The organism is Streptomyces sp. NPDC085596 (assembly GCF_044541565.1).
Lineage (GTDB): Bacteria > Actinomycetota > Actinomycetes > Streptomycetales > Streptomycetaceae > Streptomyces.
On record NZ_JBITTC010000002.1, the window covers coordinates 374,326 to 393,853 of the forward strand.

The following is a 19,528-nucleotide window of genomic DNA, read 5'->3' on the forward strand; positions in this document are numbered from 1 at the left end:
GTCACACCGGCCGTACGGGCCGGGGTGGCTCGGGGTGGCCGGGGGTGGCCGGGGGTGGCACGGGGTGGCTCACTTGCCGTCGTACCCGGCCGTCGGCATCGAGAGCCGCCGGTGCACGCGCGCCTTCATCCGGGCGTCGTACGCGGGTTCGGCGCTGCCGACGGTCTCCACGCGGACCCCGCGCCGGGCGCACTCGGCGGTGAACTCCTCCACCGAGGACAGCGCGCGTGCCAGGACACGTCGGCTGGGGGCGACGAACACGTCCACGCCGGGCCGCATCCCGTCCCACAGCGCGCCGTGGTCGAAGCGCAGCCCGCCGACGAGGAGTTCGCGCGCGATCACATAGCCCTGCTCGGCGGCCCAGCGGGCGCACATGGCGTGCTGGCTGCGGGAGTCGACCAGGAAGGGGTCAGCCTCCAGCTCCTCCAGCGGGGTCAGGCTGGCGATGGCGGTGATCCGTACCGTCGCGTCAGCGGCCGAGGCACCTCGTAACGGTCCCATGGCGTCCCCTCACCTCCGGGTTTCGCCGCCGACCCTACCGCTGCCCGTAGGCTTCGGGGGAGTCGCGCGGCGGAGGTGAGGGTAGTGCCGGTGGAGGTCACCTGGTGGGGTCACGCCACCTGCACGATCGAGGACTCGGACATGCGGGTGCTCACCGACCCCCTGTTCGCCTCGCGGCTGGCGCATCTGCGCCGCCGCCGGGGCGCTCCGCCGCCCGCCGGGGCCCACCGCGCCGACGTGGTGCTCGTCTCCCATCTGCACGCCGACCATCTGCATCTGCCCTCGCTGGCCCAACTGGCGCCGGGCACGCGCCTGCTGGTGCCGCGGGGCGCGCCGCGGGCGGTGCCGGGACTGCGCCGGCTGCGGGGGCTCACCGTCACCGAGGTGGCGCCCGGCGACGAGGTGCGGCTCGGGGAGCTGCGGGTGCGGGTGGTGCCCGCGCTGCACGACGGACGGCGGCTGCCGTTCGGCCCGCACCGCTGCCCCGCGCTCGGCTATGTCGTGGAGGGCGAGGCGCGCACCTACTTCGCCGGTGACACCGGGCTGTTCGACGCGATGGCCGAGGAGGTCGGCCCGGTCGACGTGGCACTGCTGCCGGTGGGCGGCTGGGGGCCGTATCTCGGTGAGGGGCATCTGGACGCGGGCCGGGCGGCTCGGGCGCTGGCCCGCCTGGCGCCGGGCTGGGCGGTGCCGGTGCACTACGGCACGTACTGGCCGATCGGGATGGACGCGGTGCGCCCGCACGAATTCCACGCGCCGGGCGAGGAGTTCGTACGGCTGGCGGCCGAGGCGGCGCCGAAGGTGACGGTGCACCGGCTGGGGCACGGGGAGGGCGTACGGCTGGAGGTCGCCCGGTGAGATGGGTGGGGGGCGCGGTGGTGCTGGCCGCCGCCGTGCCGACGGGTGCGCCGCTGGAGCCGACGCAGCAGGCGTTCGGGTATCCGTCGCTGTTCCTGCTGGTGCTGATCGGGGCGCTGATACCCGTGGTGCCGACGGGGGCGCTGGTGAGTACGGCCGCGGTGGTGGCGTTCCATCGGACGGCGCCGTTCTCGCTGGCGCTGGTGTTCGTGACGGCGTCGCTGGCGGCGTTTCTGGGGGACGCGGCGCTGTACTGGCTGGGGCGGCGCGGTCTTGGCTCGCGGAGCGGGTCGCGCTGGCTTGAGGCGCTGCGGTCGCGGGCTCCGGAGGACCGGCTGAACCAGGCGCGGGGGAAGCTGGCCGAGCACGGGGTGACGGTGCTGGTGCTGTCCCGGCTCGTGCCGGCGGGCCGGATTCCGGTGATGCTGGCGTGCCTGCTGGCCGAGTGGCCGCTGCGCCGCTTCGCGCGGGGCAACCTTCCGGCGTGCCTGGCCTGGGCGCTGACGTATCAGCTGATCGGCATTCTCGGGGGTTCGCTGTTCGCCCGGCCGTGGGAGGGCGTGGTGGCGGTGGTGGTGGTGACCGTGCTGGTCAGTGTGGCTCCGGGGCTGGTGCGCCGGGTGCGGGGCGGGGAGCGGTAGGCCGCGGGTCCGGCTGAAGTACGCGGGAGGCGCCGACCGGGAGGTCCCAGAGGTCGGCTCGGGCGAGGCCCGCCTTCTCCCAGGCCGCGCGGACGCGGGTGAGGGGTTCCAGCACCGGTTCGGCGGAGAGCACGAACGTCCCCCAGTGCATGGGCGCCATCCGGCGGGCGCCGAGATCGAGGGTGGCCTGTACGGCTTCCTCCGGGTCGCAGTGGACGTCGCTGAGCCACCAGCGCGGGTCGTAGGCGCCGATGGGCATCAGGGCGAGGTCGATGCCGGGGTAGCGGCGGCCGATGCGGCCGAACCAGTGGCCGTAGCCGGTGTCGCCCGCGAAATAGAGGCGCTGCCCGTCCCGGGCGGTCATCACCCAGCCGCCCCACAGGCTGTGGCAGGTGTCGGTCAGGGTGCGCTTGGACCAGTGGTGCGCGGGCACGAAGTCGAAGCGCACACCGGAGAGTTGGGCGCCCTCCCACCAGTCCAGCTCGGTGACGCACGTGAACCGCCTGCGCCGGAACCAGCGTCCGAGTCCGGCGGGCGCGAACACCGGTGTGTCGCGCGGGAGTCTGCTCAGGGTGGGAGCGTCCAGATGGTCGTAGTGGTTGTGGCTGACCACGACCGCGTCGACGGGCGGCAGGCTGTCCCAGGCGACGCCGACCGGGGTGACGCGGGCCGGGGTGCCGAGGATGCGGCGCGACCACACCGGGTCGGTGAGTACGGTCAGCCCGCCGATCCGCACCACCCAACTGGCGTGCCCCGCCCAGGTGACGGCAAGGGTGTCGGCTCCTGCACGGGGCAACGGGCCGGGTTCGTAAGGGAGTCGGGGGATACCGGCGAGCCCCTCGGGATCGGGGCGTACGGCGCCCTCGCGGGCGAAGCGGGCCATGGCCCTCCAGCCGGGCAGCGGCGCGGTGAGCCGGTCGTGGAAGGTCCTCGGCCACACCCGGTGCTCGCCCAGCGGGCGGGGCTCGGCCAGCGGCGGGGACGCGGGCGCGAGCGGGGCGCGGACGACCACCTCGGGCGCGGCGTCCGCCGGTCCGGGGGCGCTCGGCGGGGGTGTGGTGGTCGTCGTGGCGGTGGACCCGGACTCATGCGTCTGCTGCGTCATCGAGGAGGCTCCCATCGCATGGCTTCGTCACGGAGTTCGTCGAAGACCGACCCCAGGGAGAGCAACGCGTCCCGTGTGTACGGCAGTTCCGTCGGTTCGGGCGAGGCGAGCGCGGCCTCGCGCTCCTCGTCCGTGCCGCCCAGCAGCGGGGCGGTGGACAGCCGTACGCGCAGGGCGCCGAGGTCGTCGCCGAAGCGGTGGCCGCCGGGCGCGGGCATGCCGAGCCGGGCGGTGAGGAAGTCCTCCAGTTCCTGCGCGTCGCCGACACCCCGCTCGGCGAGGGCCTCGCGCAGCGGGCCGAGATCGGCGTACAGGTGGCGGCCGGCCTGCGGGGGCGAAGCGAGCGCGCCGCCCGCCAGGACCGTACGGTGCGCGGCGGCGGCCAGGCGGGCGTGCAGCCGTACGGCGGCCTCGCGGCGGGCGGCGACCGGCTCGGGTTCGTCCAGCGCGTACTGGGCGGCGGCCGCGACGGGGGCGGCGAGGCGGGCGCCGAGCGCGGTGAGCACGTCCAGCACCCGGGCGTGGGTGCGCTCCCCCGCCTCGCTGTCCGGGAAGCGGGCGACGGCGGCGGGCCAGCCGGCCGGGAGCAGCGATCCGGCGAGGTCGGCGACGACGGTGACGTGGTCGGGCAGCATCTCGGCCGGGCTGACCAGGACCGTGTCGTGCGGGTCGTGCAGGGTGTCGCGCCAGGTCTCGTCGCTGACGATGTGCAGACCCTCGGCGGCGGCCGCCTCCACGGTTTCGTGCAGCAGTTCGGGCGGCGGGACGGTGGCGGTCGGGTCGTCCGCGACGGACAGCACCAGCAGCCGGGGGTCGCCGCCCTCGGCGCGGACCCGGCGGACGGTCTCCAGCAGCGCGTAGGGGTCCGGTATGCCGCCGCTCCCGGCCGGGGCGGGCACCGGGAAGAGGCGTCTGCCGAGCAGCCGGGCGCTGGGCGCCCACCAGGCGGCGCGGGGGCGGGGCGCCAGGATGTCGCCGTGGTCCCCGGCGAGCGCGGCGGTCAGTGCCAGCAGCAGCGGGGGCGCGCCGGGGGCGAGGGTCACGCGGTCGGGGGTGCAGGGCAGTCCGCGCCGGGTCCAGTAGCCGCAGGCCGCCTCCAGCAGGGCCGGGGTGCCACCGGCCGGCTGGGCCTCGCCGTGGTGTTCGGCGGCGGCCAGGCGGGCCGCGAGTTCCGGGAGGACGGGCAGGCCGTCGGCGGGGAACGGGGGGCCGTAGCGGACGGGGCCGTGGCCCTCGGGTTCCCTCCGCCGCATGTCCGCCTCCGCGCGGTCCGTGTGCCGAATCCCCTGTGTCCCCGGCGTCTCGTGCCGTGTGGCGGGTGCGCAGGGTGCCTGCTGGTGGTGCCCTCGGGAAGGTGTGTACCCGGCGAACGGCCCGGCATGGCTCGCATCCGGCGTCTTCCCGGTCACAGCGGCCTCCGGTGCCCGCCGTCAGCGCCCGGCCGCGCGCCCGCGCCCGTACAGCCGGTACCCGGCGCCGGCGGCCGCCGCGGCGATCAGCGCGCCGCCCGCGGCGAGGGCGGGTACCGAGTCGGTGAAGGTGCCGCCGGCCCCGGCCTGCACGCCGTGCTCCAGCGTGGGCGGGTCGTCCTTCGCGGGGCCGGAGTCGTCGTCCTTCGCGGGGCCGGAGTCCCAGTCCTGACCGTCCTCGTCCCCGCCCTCCCAGGCCGGGTCGTCGCCGCCCTGCCCGGTCTTCCCGGCGGACCCGCCCGCGCAGCCTTCCGCGCCGCTCCACGCCGGGGCGGTGGGGGCCTTGCCGCCGGGCTCGGGCGGCGCGCTCAGGTACGGCGCTCCGGGCGCCGGGCCGTTCCCCTGGCCGGTCCCGGTGCCGTCGTACGACTTGCCGGGCGACCGGGACGCCGACGCGGCGGGGTCCTCGCAGGGGGCGCCGGGCTCGGCGGAGACGGCGGGCCCGGCTATGGCGAGCGTGGCGCAGGCCAGGGCGGCGGCGGTGGAGAGGGCGCGTACGGTGCGGCGCATGGGGCGGGCTCCTCGGCGGTACGGCGGTCGGGGCACGCGTTCCGTGCCCTCGCTGCCATCAGAGCCCCCCGGGCGCCGCCCCGCGCGCGGCCGGACCCCATTCGCGGGACACGGACGACACCCAACGGGTGACACCGGCCCTCGGAGCCGACGGGAACCGGTGCTCCACGGACCTCATGCCTCCCCCGTCTCCCCGCAGCCCCGTTCACGGGCGCCCTCGCGGGTACGGCCCGCGCTGACCAGGCGGCGCGGGTTGCGGCGGAGGTACTCGCCCTCCAGCTGCGCCATGCGTTCGTTGTGGGCGCGCAGGGCGTCGTTCGAGCCGTACAGCAGGGTGTCGTGGCGTGTGCGGTGGATCGTCTCCAGCTCTTTCATGAGCTGCTGGTCGTCCAGTCGGCTGGGGTCGACTCCGGTCATGGTGGTACCCCCGCTCGTGGTGTCCGCGGTCCTGAGTCCACTGTACGAAGATCCCGCTCCCCCGGCCTCCGCGCGTCCTCGCACAGGCGCGGGCGGCGTCCGTACCCGGGCGGCGGCACAAGAAAGGCGCGCTTCGGGGTAGGGGGTCGAGCATGAGCGCAGATGTCGACCTCACCGCTGTCCCGGCCACCGGCCGCAATGTCCTGCGACGGCTGCTCACGGCCGACGCCCGGCTCTTCGAGGCGGCCGCCGAGCGGAAGTGGCCCGGCGCCCAGAAGGTGCTGCCCCGCCTGAGCCGGAGCGCCAACCACGGCGTGCTGTGGTTCGCGGCGGCCGGCGCGATCGCCGCGACCCGCACCCCGAGGGCCCGCCGGGCGGCCGTACGGGGGCTGGCCTCGCTGAGCCTGGCGTCGCTGACCGTCAACACGCTCGGCAAGCGGTCGGTGCGCCGCACCCGGCCGGTGCTGGACTCCGTGCCGCTGTCCCGGCAGCTCAAGCGGCAGCCGATCACCACCTCGTTCCCGTCCGGCCACTCCGCCTCGGCCGCCGCCTTCGCGGCCGGGGTCGCGCTGGAGTCCCCGGCGTGGGGCGCGGTGGTGGCGCCGGTGGCGTTCTCGGTGGCGACGTCGCGGGTGTACACCGGTGCGCACTTCCCGAGCGACGTGCTGGCGGGTGCGGCTCTCGGGGTCGGCGCCGCGTTCGTGGTGCGGCGGCTGGTGCCGACGCGGGCGGCGGCCCGCCCGACCGCCCGGCCGCGGGCGGACGCCCCGGCGCTGCCGGAGGGCGAGGGCCTGGTGATGGTCGCCAACCGTTCCTCGGGCACCGCGGACCGGGTGAGCGCGCTGCACGACGCGCTGCCCCGGGCGGAGATCGTGGAGTGCGAGCCGGACGAGATCCGGGCCGAGCTGGACAAGGCGGCGGCCAGGGCGCGGGTGCTCGGGGTGTGCGGCGGCGACGGCACGGTGAACGCGGCGGCGGAGGTCGCCCTGCGGCACAGGCTGCCGCTGGCGGTGCTGCCCGGCGGCACCCTGAACCACTTCGCGTACGACCTCGGCGTGGAGGACGCGGCCGATCTGGCCGCCGCCGTCCGCGCGGGCGAGGCGGTGCAGGTGGACGTCGGTGAGTTCACCGCCGACGGCCGTTCCAGCGTCTTCCTCAACACCCTGAGCCTCGGCGTCTACCCGGAGCTGGTGCGCGAGCGCGAGCACTGGTCGCCCCGGATCGGCGGCTGGGCGGCCGGGGTGCTGGGCGCGGTGAAGGTGCTGCGCGCCGACCGGCATCCGCTGGTGGTCGAGGCGGGCGGCAAGCGGCATCCGCTGTGGATGCTGTTCGTCGGCAACGGCGTCTACCGCCGCAGCGGCCTGGGTGCCGGGCGCCGTACGGAGCTGTCGGACGGGCCGCTGGACGTCCGGGTGGTGCACGGCAGCGGCTGGCCCGCGCTGCGTCTGCTGGCGGCGGCCGTGGCGGGTCCGCTCACCCGCTCCCAGGGCCACGCGGCGGTACAGCTCGGCCGGCTGCGGCTGTCGGGCCTCGCGCCGGGCACCCCGCTGGCGTACGACGGTGAGGTCACGTCGGTGTCCGGCACGGTCACGGTGGAGAAGCTGCCGGAGGTCCTGACCGCCTACAGCCCCCACCCGAACCTTTCCTGACACCTCGTCAGTCCGTATCGCGGACCGCTGGTCTCAGCATCCGGTTCGCGGGCGTACCGTTCGACCCACTGCGGCCGCGGTGTCCTCCAGGGCGCCGCGGCCGGACCGTCGAAGGGGATGACGTCATGCCGGAATCGCGCGAGACCGCCGTCTACACGCACGGGCACCACGAGTCGGTACTGCGTTCGCACACCTGGCGCACGGCCGCCAACTCGGCCGCCTATCTGCTCGGTTCGCTCGCGCCGGACATGCGCGTCCTCGACATCGGCTGCGGCCCCGGCACCATCACCGCCGACCTCGCCGTGCTGGTCCCGGACGGCCGGGTGACCGGCGTCGACCGCGCCCCCGCCGTCCTGGAGCAGGCCCGCGCCACCGCCGCCGGGCGGGGTCTGGGCAACGTGGACTTCGAGGTCGCCGACGTGCACGCCCTCGACCACCCCGACGGCACCTTCGACGTGGTCCACGCACACCAGGTGCTTCAGCATGTCGGTGACCCGGTGGGGGCGCTGCGCGAGATGGTCCGGGTGACCCGGCCCGGCGGGCTGATCGCGGTGCGCGACGCGGACTTCGCGGCCATGACCTGGTACCCGGCCGTGCCCGGCCTGGACGACTGGCTGAACCTGTACCAGCGGGTGGCGCGGGCCAACGGCGGTGAACCGGACGCCGGGCGGCGGCTGCGGAGCTGGGCGCTGGCGGCCGGGCTGAGCGACATCACGGCCACCTCGGGCACCTGGACGTACGCCACCCCCGAGGAACGCGCCTGGTGGAGCGGCCTGTGGGCGGACCGTACGCTCGCCTCGGCCTACGCCGACCGCGCGGTGGAGGGTGGCCACGCCACGCCCGAGGAGCTGCGCGCGGTGTCCGGGGCGTGGCGGGAGTGGGGACTGCGGGAGGACGGCTGGTTCGCGGTCCTGCACGGCGAGATCCTGTGCCGCAAGCCCGCCTGAACCCGTCCGGCGGGCGCCGCTCTCGCGGGCGCCCGCCGGCTCAGGACCTCAGCTGACCACGGCCTCGCCCACCAGCAGTCGGGCGGTCGCCGCGATGTTCGCGGCGTCGATGCCGGCCGCGTGCAGCTGCTCGTCGGGCGTGGCCGAGCCCGGCATGATCCGTACCGCGAGGCGGACCAGGCGGGGTACCGGGCGGCCGTCCGTGAAGGCTTCCACGACCGCGTCGCCGATACCGCCCTCCTCGTGGTGGTCCTCGACCGTCACCAGACAGCCGGTGTCGTCGGCGGCCCGGCGCAGCGTCTCCACGTCGACGGGCTTGACCGAGTAGAGGTCGATGACCCGGACCCGGATGCCGTCCTCGGCGAGCTTGTCGGCGGCCGTCAGCGCCTCCTGCACGGTGACTCCGGCCGCGACGATGGTCAGCCGGTCCTCCTCGCTGGAGCGCAGCACCTTGCTGCCGCCGATGGGGAACTCCTCGTCGGCGTCGTAGATCACCGGGCTCTCGCCGCGCGAGGTGCGCAGATAGCGGACGCCGTCCAGGTCGGCCATGGACGCGACGAGGCGGGCGGTCTGGTTGGCGTCGCAGGGGTAGAGCACGGTGGAGCCGTACACGGACCGGAACATGGCCAGGTCCTCCAGGCCCATCTGCGAGGGCCCGTCCTGCCCGATGGCCACGCCGGCGTGCGAGCCGACCAGGTTGATCCCGGCGTCGCTGATCGAGGCCATGCGCACGAAGTCGTAGGCGCGGCTGAAGAAGGCCGCGAAGGTGGACGCGTACGGCAGCCAGCCGCGCGACGACATGCCGACGGCCGAGGCGACCATCTGCTGCTCGGCGATGAAGGACTCGAAGAACCGCTCGGGGTGTTCCTCGGCGAACACCCCGGTACGGGTGGAGTCCCCGACCTCGCCGTCCAGGGCGACGACGTCGCCACGCGCGGTGCCGAGCGCGGCGAGGGCCTTGCCGAAGGCGTCCCGGGTGGCGACCTCTTCGCCCTTGTCGAAGCGGGGCAGGCTCAGCGGCTCGTGGGCGAGCTTCTCCGGGTTCGCGGCGGGCGGCGCGCTGACGTGGACGCGGATGTCGCGGGGGCCGCCCAGCTCCTCGATGGCCTCCTTCGCGTCGGGCAGCGGCTTGCCGTGCTTGCCCTCCTTGTCCTCCACGGCGGCGACGCCCTTGCCCTTGAGAGTGCGGGCGATGATCGCGGTGGGGCGGTCCTTGGTGGACTCGGCCTCGCTGTAGGCACGGTCGATGGCGGCGACGTCGTGGCCGTCGATCTCGATGGTGTGCCAGCCGAACGCCTGGAAGCGGCGGGCGTAGGCGTCCAGGTCGTGGCCGTGCCGGGTCTGGCCGCGCTGGCCCAGCCGGTTGACGTCGACGATGGCGGTGAGGTTGTCCAGCTTGTCGTAGGCGGCGGCCTCGGCGGCCTCCCAGATCGAGCCCTCGGCCAGCTCGCTGTCGCCGCACACCACCCAGACGCGGTAGTCGGAGTGGTCCAGCCGCTTCCCGGCCAGCGCGATGCCGACGCCGACCGGCAGGCCCTGGCCGAGCGAGCCGGTGGCGGTCTCCACCCAGGGCAGCCTGCGCGGGGTCGGGTGGCCTTCGAGGCGGCTGCCGAGCTTGCGGAAGGTGAGCAGCTCGGCGTCGTCGATGGCGCCGGCCGCCTTGAAGACGGAGTACATCAGCGGGGACGCGTGTCCCTTGGAGAGGACGAAGCGGTCGTTGGCGGGGTGCTCGGGGCGCTCGAAGTCGTAGCGCAGATGGTTGGCGAGCAGCACGGCCAGCAGGTCGGCGGCGGACATCGAGGAGGTCGGGTGTCCGGATTGCGCGGCATCCGCCGCCCGCACGCTGTCCACCCGCAACTGCTGCCCGAGTTCGGCGAGTTCGTCGTTGTTCATGGGTCTCCTTTCCGCGTGTCCGAGGCGACTCGGACGGTCCTCGGCGCACCGGGCGGGCTGCCCGGCCCCCGACGGGCCCCGGCCCGTCACGGTGAGTGACCGGCCGTGGGCGCCCCGGTGGTGCGGTTCGTCCGAGGTCTTCCGCGTAACCGGGGTCACGGCACCCAAACCCGTTCCACGTCACCCGGCCGCCGCGCACGCTCTCGATGCGCGGCGACGGCCTGTGCGCTCCGGCCCGCCCCAACTAGGCTCGTCAGCATGGAGATTCTTGGCGCCACACTGCGCATCTGCGTCGACGACCTCGAAACCGCGATCCCGTTCTACGAGCGGCTGGCGGGCGGCACCGCGGCGCGCTTCGAGCGCGGTGGGGTACGGGTCGCCGCGATCGGCTCGTTCCTGCTGATGAGCGGGCCGGAGGCGGAGCTGGAGGTGTTGCGCAAGGTGACGGCGACGATCGCCGTGAAGGATGTCGAGGAGGCGCACCGGCTGCTCTCGGACATGGGCGCGCAGATCATCGCGGGCCCGGTGCCGACGCCGGTGGGCCGGAATCTGCTGGTGATGCACCCGGACGGCACGATCTTCGAGTACGCCGACCAAACGGCCTGAGCCGGGTGCGGGGCCGGGTCAGTCCCGGTCCCGCATCTCCGTGGTGAGGGCCCAGCGTTCGTGGTCGCGCCACTCGCCGTCGACCTGGATCATCGCGGGCGAGAACCCTTCCAGCCGGAATCCGGCGCCGCGCGCGAGTGCGATGGACGCGGTGTTGCCGGGCTGTACGTTGATCTCCAGCCGGTGCAGCCCGAGCGGTCCGAAGGCGTACCCGATGACCAGCTCCAGCCCCTCCCGCATCAGCCCCCGCCCGGCCGCGTGCGCGAACGCCCCGTACCCGAGCGCCCCGCACTGGAAGCCGCCCCGGACGATGTTGTTGATGTTGACGAACCCGGCGATGTCCCCCGTGTCCCGCTCGCACACCAGGAACCCGGCCCGCCCCACGTCCCCGATCAGCCGCCCCGCGTAGGTGGCGTACGCCTCATCGCTGTCGGGCATCACCAGCCACGGCCGGTGCAGATCCTTGCTCTGACTGACCCGGGCGGTGAACTCGCCCCCGTCCTCCATCCGGAACCGGCGGATGGCCACACGGGGGCCCTGGGCGAGGTAGTGGGGCGCGGTGTGGGGCATCGGCCCAGCGTACGCCCGGCCACCGGCCCTCGCGTCACAGCAGGGCGGGCTCCTCCAGGGTCAACGTGCCCGCGTCCGCGTCGAGTTCCGCCACTGTTCCGAAGGGGATCGTCAGGGCGTCCGGGCAGTGGCCGAAGCCGGCGTTCTCCAGGACGGGGATGTTCAGGGGGGCCAGACGGTCGGTGAGCATGGGGCGGAGGGTGTCGTAGGGGTCGCAGTCGTGCCAGGAGCCGAGGAGGATGCCGTGGGCGCGGTCCAGCCAGCCGGAGCGGAGGAGCTGGGTGAGGTAGCGGTCCAGGCGGTAGGTCTCCTCGCCGACGTCCTCCAGGCAGAGGAGGCCGCCTCGGGCGGAGGGGCGGGCGTGCGGGGTGCCGAGTTCCGCCGCGAGGAGGGAGAGGCAGCCGCCGAGGGTGGTGCCTCGGGCGCGGCCGGGGACGAGGGGTTTGCCTGCGGTGGCGATCTCCTGGACCTTCTCCGGGGTGAAGAGGGTCGCGTGGAGGTGGTCGCGGGCGCGTTCGCTGCCGATGAAGTCGAGTCCGGCGGCCATCGGGCCGTGCAGGGTGACGAGGCCCAGGCGGGTGGCGAACGCCTCGTGCAGGGCGGTGATGTCGCTGAAGCCGACGAACACCTTCGGTCCGGCCCCGCGCATCGCCTCCCAGTCGAGCAGGTCGGCCATCCGCTGGGCGCCGTAGCCGCCGCGCGCGCAGAGCACCGCGTCCACCGACGGATCGCACCAGGCCCGCTGGAGGTCGTCGGCGCGGGCGGCGTCGGTGCCGGCGAGGTAGCCGAACTCGCCGTGCCGGTCCAGCACATGGGGTGCGGCGACCGGGTCCAGGCCCCAGCCGCGCAGGACGTCGAGCCCCGCGCGCAGCCGTTCCTCGGGCACCGGCCCGCTGGGCGCGACCACGGCCACACGGGCGCCGGGGGCGAGCCGGGCGGGGCGCAGGAGTTGCTTCACGTGTCCAGCTCCAGTTTCGGGACGCCGGGCAGGTCGAGGCCGAACACCTGGGCGTAGAGGGACAGTTCGGCTTCCAGTGCGCGGACCATGGTGTCGGCGCGGCGGAAGCCGTGGCCCTCGCCGGCGAAGGTGAGGTAGGCGTGCGGGACACCCCGGTCCGCGATGCGGTCGAGGAAGCGCTCGCACTGCTCGGGCGGGCAGATGACGTCGTCCAGCCCCTGGAGGAGCAGGAAGGCGGCGGTGAGCCGGTCGGCGCGGGTGGTGGGCGAGCGCTGGGCGTAGCGTTCGGGGACCTCCGCGAAGGGGCCGACCAGGGACTCCAGGTAGCGGGACTCGAAGTCGTGGGTGCGGCCAGGGCCCCAGGTGGTGAGGTCGAGGATGGGGTAGCTGATCGTGCCGCAGGCGTAGACATCGGTGCTGGTCAGGGAGGCCGCGGTGGTCCAGCCGCCCGCGCTGCCGCCCCGGATCGCGAGCCGGTTCCGGTCGGCCGTGCCCTCCTCGGCGAGCGCGAGGGCCACCGTCGCGCAGTCCTCCACGTCGACCACGCCCCACTGGTGGCGCAGCCGCTCGCGGTAGTCGCGGCCGTACCCGGTGGAGCCGCCGTAGTTGACCTCGGCGACGCCGATGCCGCGTGAGGTGAAGGCGGCGATGGCGAGGTCCAGCACGAGCGGGACCCGGCTGGTGGGGCCGCCGTGCGCCCAGATCACGTAGGGCGGCAACTCGTCCTCGGGACCGGTGATTTCGGGGTGCCGCGGCGGATAGACGTGCGCGTGCACCGCGCGGCCGCCGGGCCCGGTGAAGGTGCGGACCTCCGGCTCGGGGTAGTACGCGGGGTCGACGGGGTCCCGGTGCCGGGCGCCGACCGTGCGGGCGCGGCCGGTGCCGGTGTCCAGCTCGATCACCTCGTACCCGGTGCGGGGACTCGCGCCGATGGCCGCGACGCGGCTGCCGTGGGCGGCGAGGGAGGACGCGAACTCGGTCCAGGGACCGGCCGCGTCGGCGATCTCACCGGTCTCGGGGTCGAGTATCCCGAGCACGGCGGCGCCACGCCCGTGCAGGACCGCGAGCAGCCCGTCCGCCAGGGGGGCGAACCAGCGCTGGCCGAGCTTCCACAGCGGCCCGCCGAACTCCTCCTGGCGCGGGCACAGCGGTACGCCGTCCCGGTACAGGTTCCACCAGCCGCCCCGGTCGCTCGCGTACAGCAGCCGCCCGTCCGGCGCCCACTCCACCTGGGCGATGGCCTCGTCGTCACCCCCGGCGACCGTGCGCACGTCCCGGAAGCGGCCGTCGTCGCCGATCTCCGCGACAAGCAGCTCGGTGCCGTCCCAGGGCATGCGCGGATGGTCCCAGGCGAGCCACGCGGCCTTGCGCCCGTCCGGGGACACACGTGCGCCGGTGACGAACCGGTGCCGTTCCTCGATGAGTTCGCGTACGGCCGACCGGTCGTCGGCGGCCGAGCCGTCCAGCGGTACGGCGGCAAGCACGCGCCGTACGTCGCCACTTCCCTCGCCGGTGAACTCCTCCAGCACGCAGCGGACTTCCCCACGCTCCAGGTCCAACTCCGGTTCGGCCCAGCGCAGTCCGCCGCCGACCCGGGACAGCGGGGTCAGCGGGACCGGCTCGCCGCCGCCGGGTTCGTAGCGGTAGAGCCGCTGGTCGTCGAAGTGGGTGAAGACGACCAGTGGCCGGTCCGTGCCGGGGGCGGCGGTCCAGGGGCGGCCGCCGTACTCGATGACGCGGTTGCGCACGTTCCACGGCGGCGGCAGCACCGGTTCCTCGGCGCCGTCGGCCGTCCGGCGCACCAGGGCCCGGCGGCCGCCCTCGGCGGGCCGGGGCTCGGTCCACCAGACCTCGTCCGCGACGAACCCCACCCACTCGGGGTGTCCGTCGTGCGCGGCGGCGAGCACCGCGTCGACGGGCGAGGGCCACGAACCGTACGGCTGGACCCGCGTCTCTTCCCCCATCTCTCCCCCCATCGGTCAGGCCGTCCGCAGGAAGCGGTCGAGGACGCGGACACCGAACTGGAGCGCCTCCACGGGCACGCGTTCGTCGACGCCGTGGAACAGCGCCTGGTAGTCGAAGCCTTCGGGCAGGCGCAGCGGGGCGAAGCCGTAGCCGGTGATGCCGAGCCGGGAGAACTGCTTGGCGTCGGTGCCGCCGGACATGCAGTACGGGACGACGTGCGCGCCGGGCGCGAACTCCTCCACGGCCGAGCGCATCCGTGCGAACAGCGGTACGTCGAGCGGGGCTTGGAGGGCGACCTCGCGGTGCACGTACTCCCAGTCCACGTCGGGTCCGGTGAGCCGGTCCAGGGTGGACTCGAACTCCTCCTCGCCGCCCGGCAGGAAGCGTCCGTCGATGTGCGCGTGGGCCTCGCCGGGGATGACGTTCACCTTGTAACCGGCTTCCAGCATGGTCGGGTTGGCGCTGTTGCGGACGGTCGCCTCGACCAGCTTGGCGGCCGGGCCGAGCTTGTCCAGCAGCAGTTCCATGTCGTCGAAGTCGGCCTCCAGCCCGTAGAGCGCGGCGAGTTCGGTGAGCGCGGCCCGCACGGTCGGGGTGATGCGCAGCGGCCACTGGTGCTCGCCGATACGGGTGACGGCGGCGGCGAGCCGGGTCACCGCGTTCTCCCGGTTCACCTTGGAGCCGTGCCCGGCGCGCCCGCCGGCGCTGAGCCGCAGCCAGCCGGTGCCCCGCTCCCCCGCCGCGACGGGGTAGATCTCGCGCCCGGTGCCGTCGTGGAAGGTGAAGGCGCCGGACTCCCCGATGGCCTCCGTGCAGCCCTCGAACAGCTCGGGGTGCCGGTCGGCGAGGAAGCCGGAGCCGTCCTCGGCGCTGGCCTCCTCGTCGGCGGTGAACGCGATGACGAGGTCCCGGCGCGGCCGCACGCCCTGCCGGGCCCAGCCGCGCAGCACGGCCAGGATCATCGCGTCCATGTTCTTCATGTCGACGGCGCCGCGACCCCAGACCACGCCGTCGCGGACCTCGCCGGAGAAGGGGTGCACGCTCCAGTCGGCGGCCTCGGCGGGCACCACGTCCAGATGCCCGTGGACCAGCAGCGCGTCGGCGGACGGGTCGGTGCCCGCGACCCGGGCGACGACGTTGCCGCGCCCCGGCGTCCGCTCCAGCAGCAGCGGTTCGAGGCCCGCGCCGGCCAGCCGTTCGGCGGCGTACTCGGCGGCGGGCCGCTCCCGGCAGTCGCCGCCGCCCCGGTTGGTGGTGTCGATCCGGATCAGCTCGGAGGTGAACTCGACCACCTCGTCCAGCGCCCGCTGGTCAGCCATACTGCTCCTCCACGGCGGCCGAGGCGATCGTGGTGACCGCCTTGAACGTGCGAATTGCCTCGTACATCGTGTCGGTGGTGTACGCCACCTTCCGCTCCCCGGTCCTGGCGACGCCCGGCACCACGGTGACGGCCATCGCCAGATGCTCGGCGTCGAACTCCACGGCGACGGTGAACGGCCCCTGCCGCGAAGGCTGTTGCCGTACGGCCAGCCGGGCCGCCTCCTTGGCCGCCGCCCGGATGTCGGCGGCGGTGCGGGCCGGGGTACGGCACACGGCCGCGTACCGCGAGACATGGTCCTTCACCGCGACCTTCAGCGCCTCGGGCGCGTAGCCGAGCGCGTCCTCGCAGGCCAGGTCGTCCCCGGTGACCAGCACCACGGGCACCCCGTACTCCGCGACGACATGCGCGTTGAGCAGGCCCTCGCTGGCTCGTACGTCGTTCAGCCAGACCCCGGTGATCTGGTTGGCGAGGTAGGTGTGGGCGAGGACGCCCTCCATGCCGGCGCCCGCGTGATAGCCGACGAACGCGATGCCGTCGATGTCGCCCTGCTGGACGCCCTCCACCATCGACAGCGCCTTGTGCCGCCCGGTCAGCATCTCGACCCGCTCGTCCAGCCGCTCCAGCAGCAGGTTCCGCATGGTCCAGTGCGCCTCGTTGACGAGCACCTGATCGGCCCCACCGTCGAAGAAGCCGAGCGCGGCGGCGTTCACATCGGACGTGAACATCCCCCGGCACCGCTCCCACTCCGCAGTCCCCGGCAGCACATCGGCGGGCCAGGTGACCCCGGTGGCGCCTTCCATGTCGGCACTGATGAGGATCTTCATGCCGCGCAGGTTACGCGCCCCGCCCGGCGGCGGCTACGACCCGGCCCTGGGCCGCCGCCCGGCCTGCGCTGTTCTCACTCCCGCGCCAGCACGAACCACCTGGCCGGCAGGTCGATGCGGGTGCCGTCCGGGAAGTGTTCGGTCTGGGGGAGGGCGGTTTCGCCGGTGGCCAGGATCTTGAGGCCCGCTTCGGTCAGGAGGCGGGGGATCTCCTCGTCCGGGGCGGCCGCGGGCTTCAGGTCATGGTGGAAGACGCGGCGGAGTTTCGGGGGTGGGCCGGCGGGGCCCGTGGCCGCTCGCTGGAGGACGTCGCGGGACGCGGAGGTCAGTTCGACGACAAAGGCACGGCCCGACTCCCCGAGAAGTTCGGCCACGGCGGCTGCGACCAAGGGCCGGGCCGCGGGTTCGCTCTGGTGGATGACGGCACGCATGTAGACGTTGGCGTCGCCGAGGCGGGCGTGCAGGGCGCGTACCGCGTCGGTGTCGGTCAGGTCGAGCTGCTCGAACTCGGCGGAGGCGCCGGCCGTGGCACGGCGGGCGTGGTCGATCGCGGCGTGCGAGAGGTCGACGCCGACCGCGCGGGCGAACCGGGTGGCGAGGTAGCGGGTCTGGGTGCCGTTGCCGCAGCCGAGGTCCACGATGAGGCGGCCGGCGTCGGCGTGCGGCAGGAGGAGTTCGCTGTGGGGCTCGGCGGTCAGCGAGGGGTCGGCGTCCCAGATCGCGTCCCCCCGCTCGTCCGAGGTCTCCCGCCAGTAACTCTCCCAGTTGGAGCGGTAGTCGTCGGAAACGTTCACTGCGATCTCCCCAAGGTCGGTGCCTTGATCGGGATATCGCGCCGAACGCGCCCAGGCAAGGGGTCCACCGGCACCTTTACGGGATCAGCGCCTGCTCGAACCACACCGTCTTGTGGTGCCCGCTCACCGTCGCGCCCCACTCCTTCGCCAGCCGGCTGACCACGCGCAGGCCCCGGCCCGCCTCGTCGTCCGGTCCGGCCGTACGCATGTCGGGCAGCTCCGGCTCCTCGTCCGTGACCTCGAACAGCAGGTCCTCGGTGCGGACCACGCGGAGCCCGACCGGGCCTCCCCCGCCGTGCCGTACCGCGTTGGTGACGACCTCGCTGACCAGCAGCCGCGCGGTGTCCACCGCCTGCGGCAGGCCCCACTTCAGCAGTTGCTCGCGGACCAGGTGCCGGGCCCGGGACACCTCGCGCGGGTCGGCGTCCAGCCGCCACTGGGCGACATGGTCGTCGGGGATGCCGTTGAGCCGGGCCATCAGCAGGGCCACGTCGTCCTTGCGGCCGCCACGGGTGTTGAGGGCGCGGATGATGGTGTCGCAGGCGGCGTCCATCGAGGCGGCCGGATGCGCGGCGGACTCGCAGAGCGCGGCCAGCCCCTCCCCGATGTCGGAGCCGCGCACCTCCACCAGGCCGTCCGTGCACAGCACCAGCCGGTCGCCGGGCGCGACCCGTACCGTGGTCGCCTCGAAGGGCACCCCGCCGACGCCGATGGGCGCGCCGGTGGGCAGTTCGAGCAGTTCGCTGCCGCCGTCCGCCGCGCGCACCAGCACGGGCGGGATGTGCCCTGCGTTGGCGATCTGCAACTCGCCGCGGATCGGGTCGTAGACGGCGTAGAGACAGGTGGCGAGGTAGCTCTCGCCGAGCCGCCGCGCCAAGTCGTCCAGGTTGCGCAGCAGTTGGGCGGGCGGGGTCTCCAGCACGGCCATGGTCTGGACCGCGGTGCGCAACTGGCCCATCATCGCCGCCGAGTTGAGCCCGTGCCCCATCACGTCGCCGACGACCAGCGCCGTACGCGAGCCGGGCAGCTTGACGGTGTCGAACCAGTCGCCGCCGATCCGGCCGAGCAGGGTGCCGGGCAGATAGCGGGTCGCCACGTCGCACCCGGCCATGCGCGGGGCGACCTGCGGCAGCATGCTGTCCTGGAGGGTCTCGGCGACGTTCTCCTGGTACGTGTACATGCGCGCGTTGTCGAGCACGAGCCCCGCGCGGGCGGCGAGTTCGGCACCGGTGGTGCGGTCGATGCCGTCGAAGGGGAGCCGGTCCGCGCGGCGCAGCAGCACCATGAAGCCGAGGACCACATTGCGCGCCTTGAGCGGGACGATCAGCAGGGAGCGGCCGTTGATGAGGGGCCTGAGGTCCCGCTTCTCGAACTCGCCGGAGATCCGGTTGCCCAGCTCCTCGCTGATCCTCGGGATGAGCACCGGTTCGCCGGTGACCATGCACTGGTAGAACGGCGTGTGCTCGGGGAAGGCGAACGCCTCGCCGACCGGCACGGTGTCGTCCCAGCGGCCGGGTTCGTCGTTGTGCTCGACCCAGACCCGGTGCATCACGGTGCTGGCGTCGGGCGGCCCGTCGGGGAAGCCCTCGCCCGCGAGGACGGCGGCCCGCAGATGGGTGCCGGCGAAGTCCGCGAACCGGGGTACGGCCGCGCTGGTGACCTCGCGGATCGTCTCGCCGAGGTCGAGGGAGGTGCCGATGCCGGAGCTGACCTCGTTGAGGAACTCCAGCCGCTCCCGCACGGCCGCGTACTCGAGGTCGGCCAGCGCGTCGGCCGGGATTAGGGGCTCGGTACGAGGATGCGGGACAACGCTGTCAGAGCGGCCGGGGCGCCGGGGCACACCCCAGTACGGCGTGACGGGCACCCGCTCGAACTGGCTGAACTCCAGTACCGGATAGCCGAGTTCGAGGACCTGGGAGACGATGCGGGCGCTGAGTCCGGGCCCCATGTTGGGCAGGATCTCGGGCAGCCGGCGCTCCAGGTCGGCGGCGGTGGGCAGTTCGGTGTGGCGGGCGAAGCCGGGCGCGATGCGTTCGGTGCCCTCGTCGAGGTGGCCACGCGCCTCGCGCAGCCGGGTGGCGTCGGCGGCGAGCACCAGCAGCCGGGAGGGCCCCGGCCCGACCAGCGGGTAGGCCCACCACACCACGTCGATCCGCTCGTCCTCCCCGCGCCCGGGCGGGGTGAGCCGGGCACGGCCCGCGGTCGGGTAGCCGGTGTGCCCGCCGAGGGAGGTCTCCAGGTCGGGGCCGGCACCGTCGTCGGGCGTGTCGTCCTGGAGGTCGTCCGGAAGAGCGCCGGAGACGGGCAGCAGGTCCGCGACGGGCTGCCCGACGGCCGCGTCCCGGCCGGGGCCGAACATCCGCCCGGCCCCGCTGCTCCAGTGGGACACCAGGCCCGCGCGGTCGACGATCACCACGGCCAGCGGAATCCGGCCCGCCGCGGGGTTCTCCGCACCGCGGCCGGGAGACGCGTCCCGCTCGCTGCCACGGTCCATGGCCCA

The 19,528-nt window shown here is 74.4% G+C and carries 18 protein-coding genes; 5 read left to right on the forward strand and 13 right to left on the reverse strand.

The window, feature by feature from the left end:
* Positions 1 to 69: 69 nt before the first annotated feature.
* Entirely contained in the window at positions 70 to 501 is a 432-nt protein-coding gene (locus ACIGA3_RS07360; RefSeq protein ID WP_399711428.1) for a hypothetical protein, read from the reverse strand.
* 84 nt (positions 502 to 585) lie between these two features.
* Between ACIGA3_RS07360 and ACIGA3_RS07365 the strand changes: the two genes are divergently transcribed.
* Positions 586 to 1,359, forward strand: coding sequence for an MBL fold metallo-hydrolase (locus tag ACIGA3_RS07365; RefSeq protein ID WP_399711430.1), 774 nt, complete (start codon positions 586 to 588; stop codon positions 1,357 to 1,359).
* Entirely contained in the window at positions 1,356 to 2,000 is a 645-nt protein-coding gene (locus ACIGA3_RS07370) for a DedA family protein (RefSeq protein WP_399711432.1), read from the forward strand. The genes ACIGA3_RS07365 and ACIGA3_RS07370 overlap by 4 nt, the downstream gene beginning before the upstream one ends.
* Here the strand turns inward: ACIGA3_RS07370 and ACIGA3_RS07375 are convergent.
* The 4 genes from ACIGA3_RS07375 to ACIGA3_RS07390 all read right to left on the reverse strand — a co-directional run bounded on the left by ACIGA3_RS07375 (position 1,951) and on the right by ACIGA3_RS07390 (position 5,501).
* Positions 1,951 to 3,105 (reverse strand): MBL fold metallo-hydrolase, encoded by a 1,155-nt coding sequence (locus ACIGA3_RS07375; protein WP_399711434.1) that lies wholly within the window; start codon positions 3,103 to 3,105, stop codon positions 1,951 to 1,953. The two genes, ACIGA3_RS07370 and ACIGA3_RS07375, sit on opposite strands and share 50 nt — an antisense overlap.
* Positions 3,102 to 4,358, reverse strand: coding sequence for an aminotransferase class I/II-fold pyridoxal phosphate-dependent enzyme (locus ACIGA3_RS07380; RefSeq protein WP_399711436.1), 1,257 nt, complete (start codon positions 4,356 to 4,358; stop codon positions 3,102 to 3,104). The genes ACIGA3_RS07375 and ACIGA3_RS07380 overlap by 4 nt, the downstream gene beginning before the upstream one ends.
* 177 nt (positions 4,359 to 4,535) lie before the next feature.
* Entirely contained in the window at positions 4,536 to 5,084 is a 549-nt protein-coding gene (locus tag ACIGA3_RS07385; RefSeq protein WP_399711438.1) for a hypothetical protein, read from the reverse strand.
* Between the two features lie 174 nt (positions 5,085 to 5,258).
* A complete protein-coding gene (locus ACIGA3_RS07390) occupies positions 5,259 to 5,501 on the reverse strand; it encodes a DUF6158 family protein (RefSeq protein ID WP_399711440.1) in 243 nt (80 codons plus the stop codon).
* Positions 5,502 to 5,653: 152 nt separating this feature from the next.
* On the opposite strand from ACIGA3_RS07390, the gene ACIGA3_RS07395 reads away from it, so the two are divergent.
* Together ACIGA3_RS07395 and ACIGA3_RS07400 are read left to right on the forward strand one after the other, a co-directional pair.
* The gene (locus ACIGA3_RS07395) at positions 5,654 to 7,150 is read left to right on the forward strand and encodes a bifunctional phosphatase PAP2/diacylglycerol kinase family protein (protein WP_399711442.1); all 1,497 of its coding nucleotides are present in this window, start codon (positions 5,654 to 5,656) and stop codon (positions 7,148 to 7,150) included.
* A gap of 125 nt (positions 7,151 to 7,275) precedes the next feature.
* Positions 7,276 to 8,097 carry a class I SAM-dependent methyltransferase gene (locus tag ACIGA3_RS07400; RefSeq protein WP_399711444.1) on the forward strand — a complete coding sequence of 274 codons (822 nt, stop codon included), beginning with the start codon at positions 7,276 to 7,278 and terminating at the stop codon, positions 8,095 to 8,097.
* Between the two features lie 48 nt (positions 8,098 to 8,145).
* Here the strand turns inward: ACIGA3_RS07400 and ACIGA3_RS07405 are convergent, their stop codons facing one another.
* The gene (locus tag ACIGA3_RS07405) at positions 8,146 to 9,990 is read right to left on the reverse strand and encodes a transketolase (protein WP_399711446.1); all 1,845 of its coding nucleotides are present in this window, start codon (positions 9,988 to 9,990) and stop codon (positions 8,146 to 8,148) included.
* 258 nt (positions 9,991 to 10,248) lie between these two features.
* Between ACIGA3_RS07405 and ACIGA3_RS07410 the strand changes: the two genes are divergently transcribed.
* Positions 10,249 to 10,596 (forward strand): VOC family protein, encoded by a 348-nt coding sequence (locus ACIGA3_RS07410; protein ID WP_399711448.1) that lies wholly within the window; start codon positions 10,249 to 10,251, stop codon positions 10,594 to 10,596.
* 18 nt (positions 10,597 to 10,614) lie between these two features.
* Here the strand turns inward: ACIGA3_RS07410 and ACIGA3_RS07415 are convergent, their stop codons facing one another.
* From ACIGA3_RS07415 to ACIGA3_RS07445, 7 genes are all read right to left on the reverse strand, one after another.
* A complete protein-coding gene (locus tag ACIGA3_RS07415; RefSeq protein ID WP_399711450.1) occupies positions 10,615 to 11,166 on the reverse strand; it encodes a GNAT family N-acetyltransferase in 552 nt (183 codons plus the stop codon).
* A gap of 34 nt (positions 11,167 to 11,200) precedes the next feature.
* Positions 11,201 to 12,124 carry an LD-carboxypeptidase gene (locus ACIGA3_RS07420; protein ID WP_399711452.1) on the reverse strand — a complete coding sequence of 308 codons (924 nt, stop codon included), beginning with the start codon at positions 12,122 to 12,124 and terminating at the stop codon, positions 11,201 to 11,203.
* Positions 12,121 to 14,088 carry a prolyl oligopeptidase family serine peptidase gene (locus ACIGA3_RS07425; protein WP_399711454.1) on the reverse strand — a complete coding sequence of 656 codons (1,968 nt, stop codon included), beginning with the start codon at positions 14,086 to 14,088 and terminating at the stop codon, positions 12,121 to 12,123. The genes ACIGA3_RS07420 and ACIGA3_RS07425 overlap by 4 nt, the downstream gene beginning before the upstream one ends.
* A gap of 15 nt (positions 14,089 to 14,103) precedes the next feature.
* Positions 14,104 to 15,408, reverse strand: a complete 1,305-nt coding sequence (locus ACIGA3_RS07430) for a M20/M25/M40 family metallo-hydrolase (RefSeq protein WP_399711456.1) — start codon at positions 15,406 to 15,408, stop codon at positions 14,104 to 14,106.
* The gene (locus tag ACIGA3_RS07435; RefSeq protein WP_399711458.1) at positions 15,401 to 16,234 is read right to left on the reverse strand and encodes a M55 family metallopeptidase; all 834 of its coding nucleotides are present in this window, start codon (positions 16,232 to 16,234) and stop codon (positions 15,401 to 15,403) included. Before ACIGA3_RS07435 ends, ACIGA3_RS07430 begins: the two co-directional genes overlap by 8 nt.
* A 74-nt stretch (positions 16,235 to 16,308) precedes the next feature.
* Entirely contained in the window at positions 16,309 to 17,028 is a 720-nt protein-coding gene (locus ACIGA3_RS07440) for a class I SAM-dependent methyltransferase (RefSeq protein ID WP_399711459.1), read from the reverse strand.
* A 76-nt stretch (positions 17,029 to 17,104) separates the two neighbouring features.
* On the reverse strand, positions 17,105 to 19,522 hold the full coding sequence (locus tag ACIGA3_RS07445; protein WP_399711461.1) for a SpoIIE family protein phosphatase: 2,418 nt from the start codon (positions 19,520 to 19,522) through the stop codon (positions 17,105 to 17,107).
* Between the last annotated feature and the right edge of the window lie 6 nt (positions 19,523 to 19,528).

Bases quoted from the DNA above. Each gene is read 5' to 3' on its own strand.
- ACIGA3_RS07360 (WP_399711428.1), bottom strand. From the start codon at position 501: ATGGGACCGTTACGAGGTGCCTCGGCCGCTGACGCGACGGTACGGATC.
- ACIGA3_RS07375 (WP_399711434.1), bottom strand. From the start codon at position 3,105: ATGACGCAGCAGACGCATGAGTCCGGGTCCACCGCCACGACGACCACC.
- ACIGA3_RS07380 (WP_399711436.1), bottom strand. From the start codon at position 4,358: ATGCGGCGGAGGGAACCCGAGGGCCACGGCCCCGTCCGCTACGGCCCC.
- ACIGA3_RS07385 (WP_399711438.1), bottom strand. From the start codon at position 5,084: ATGCGCCGCACCGTACGCGCCCTCTCCACCGCCGCCGCCCTGGCCTGC.
- ACIGA3_RS07390 (WP_399711440.1), bottom strand. From the start codon at position 5,501: ATGACCGGAGTCGACCCCAGCCGACTGGACGACCAGCAGCTCATGAAA.
- ACIGA3_RS07395 (WP_399711442.1), top strand. From the start codon at position 5,654: ATGAGCGCAGATGTCGACCTCACCGCTGTCCCGGCCACCGGCCGCAAT.
- ACIGA3_RS07400 (WP_399711444.1), top strand. From the start codon at position 7,276: ATGCCGGAATCGCGCGAGACCGCCGTCTACACGCACGGGCACCACGAG.
- ACIGA3_RS07405 (WP_399711446.1), bottom strand. From the start codon at position 9,990: ATGAACAACGACGAACTCGCCGAACTCGGGCAGCAGTTGCGGGTGGAC.
- ACIGA3_RS07410 (WP_399711448.1), top strand. From the start codon at position 10,249: ATGGAGATTCTTGGCGCCACACTGCGCATCTGCGTCGACGACCTCGAA.
- ACIGA3_RS07415 (WP_399711450.1), bottom strand. From the start codon at position 11,166: ATGCCCCACACCGCGCCCCACTACCTCGCCCAGGGCCCCCGTGTGGCC.
- ACIGA3_RS07425 (WP_399711454.1), bottom strand. From the start codon at position 14,088: ATGGGGGAAGAGACGCGGGTCCAGCCGTACGGTTCGTGGCCCTCGCCC.
- ACIGA3_RS07430 (WP_399711456.1), bottom strand. From the start codon at position 15,408: ATGGCTGACCAGCGGGCGCTGGACGAGGTGGTCGAGTTCACCTCCGAG.
- ACIGA3_RS07435 (WP_399711458.1), bottom strand. From the start codon at position 16,234: ATGAAGATCCTCATCAGTGCCGACATGGAAGGCGCCACCGGGGTCACC.
- ACIGA3_RS07445 (WP_399711461.1), bottom strand. From the start codon at position 19,522: ATGGACCGTGGCAGCGAGCGGGACGCGTCTCCCGGCCGCGGTGCGGAG.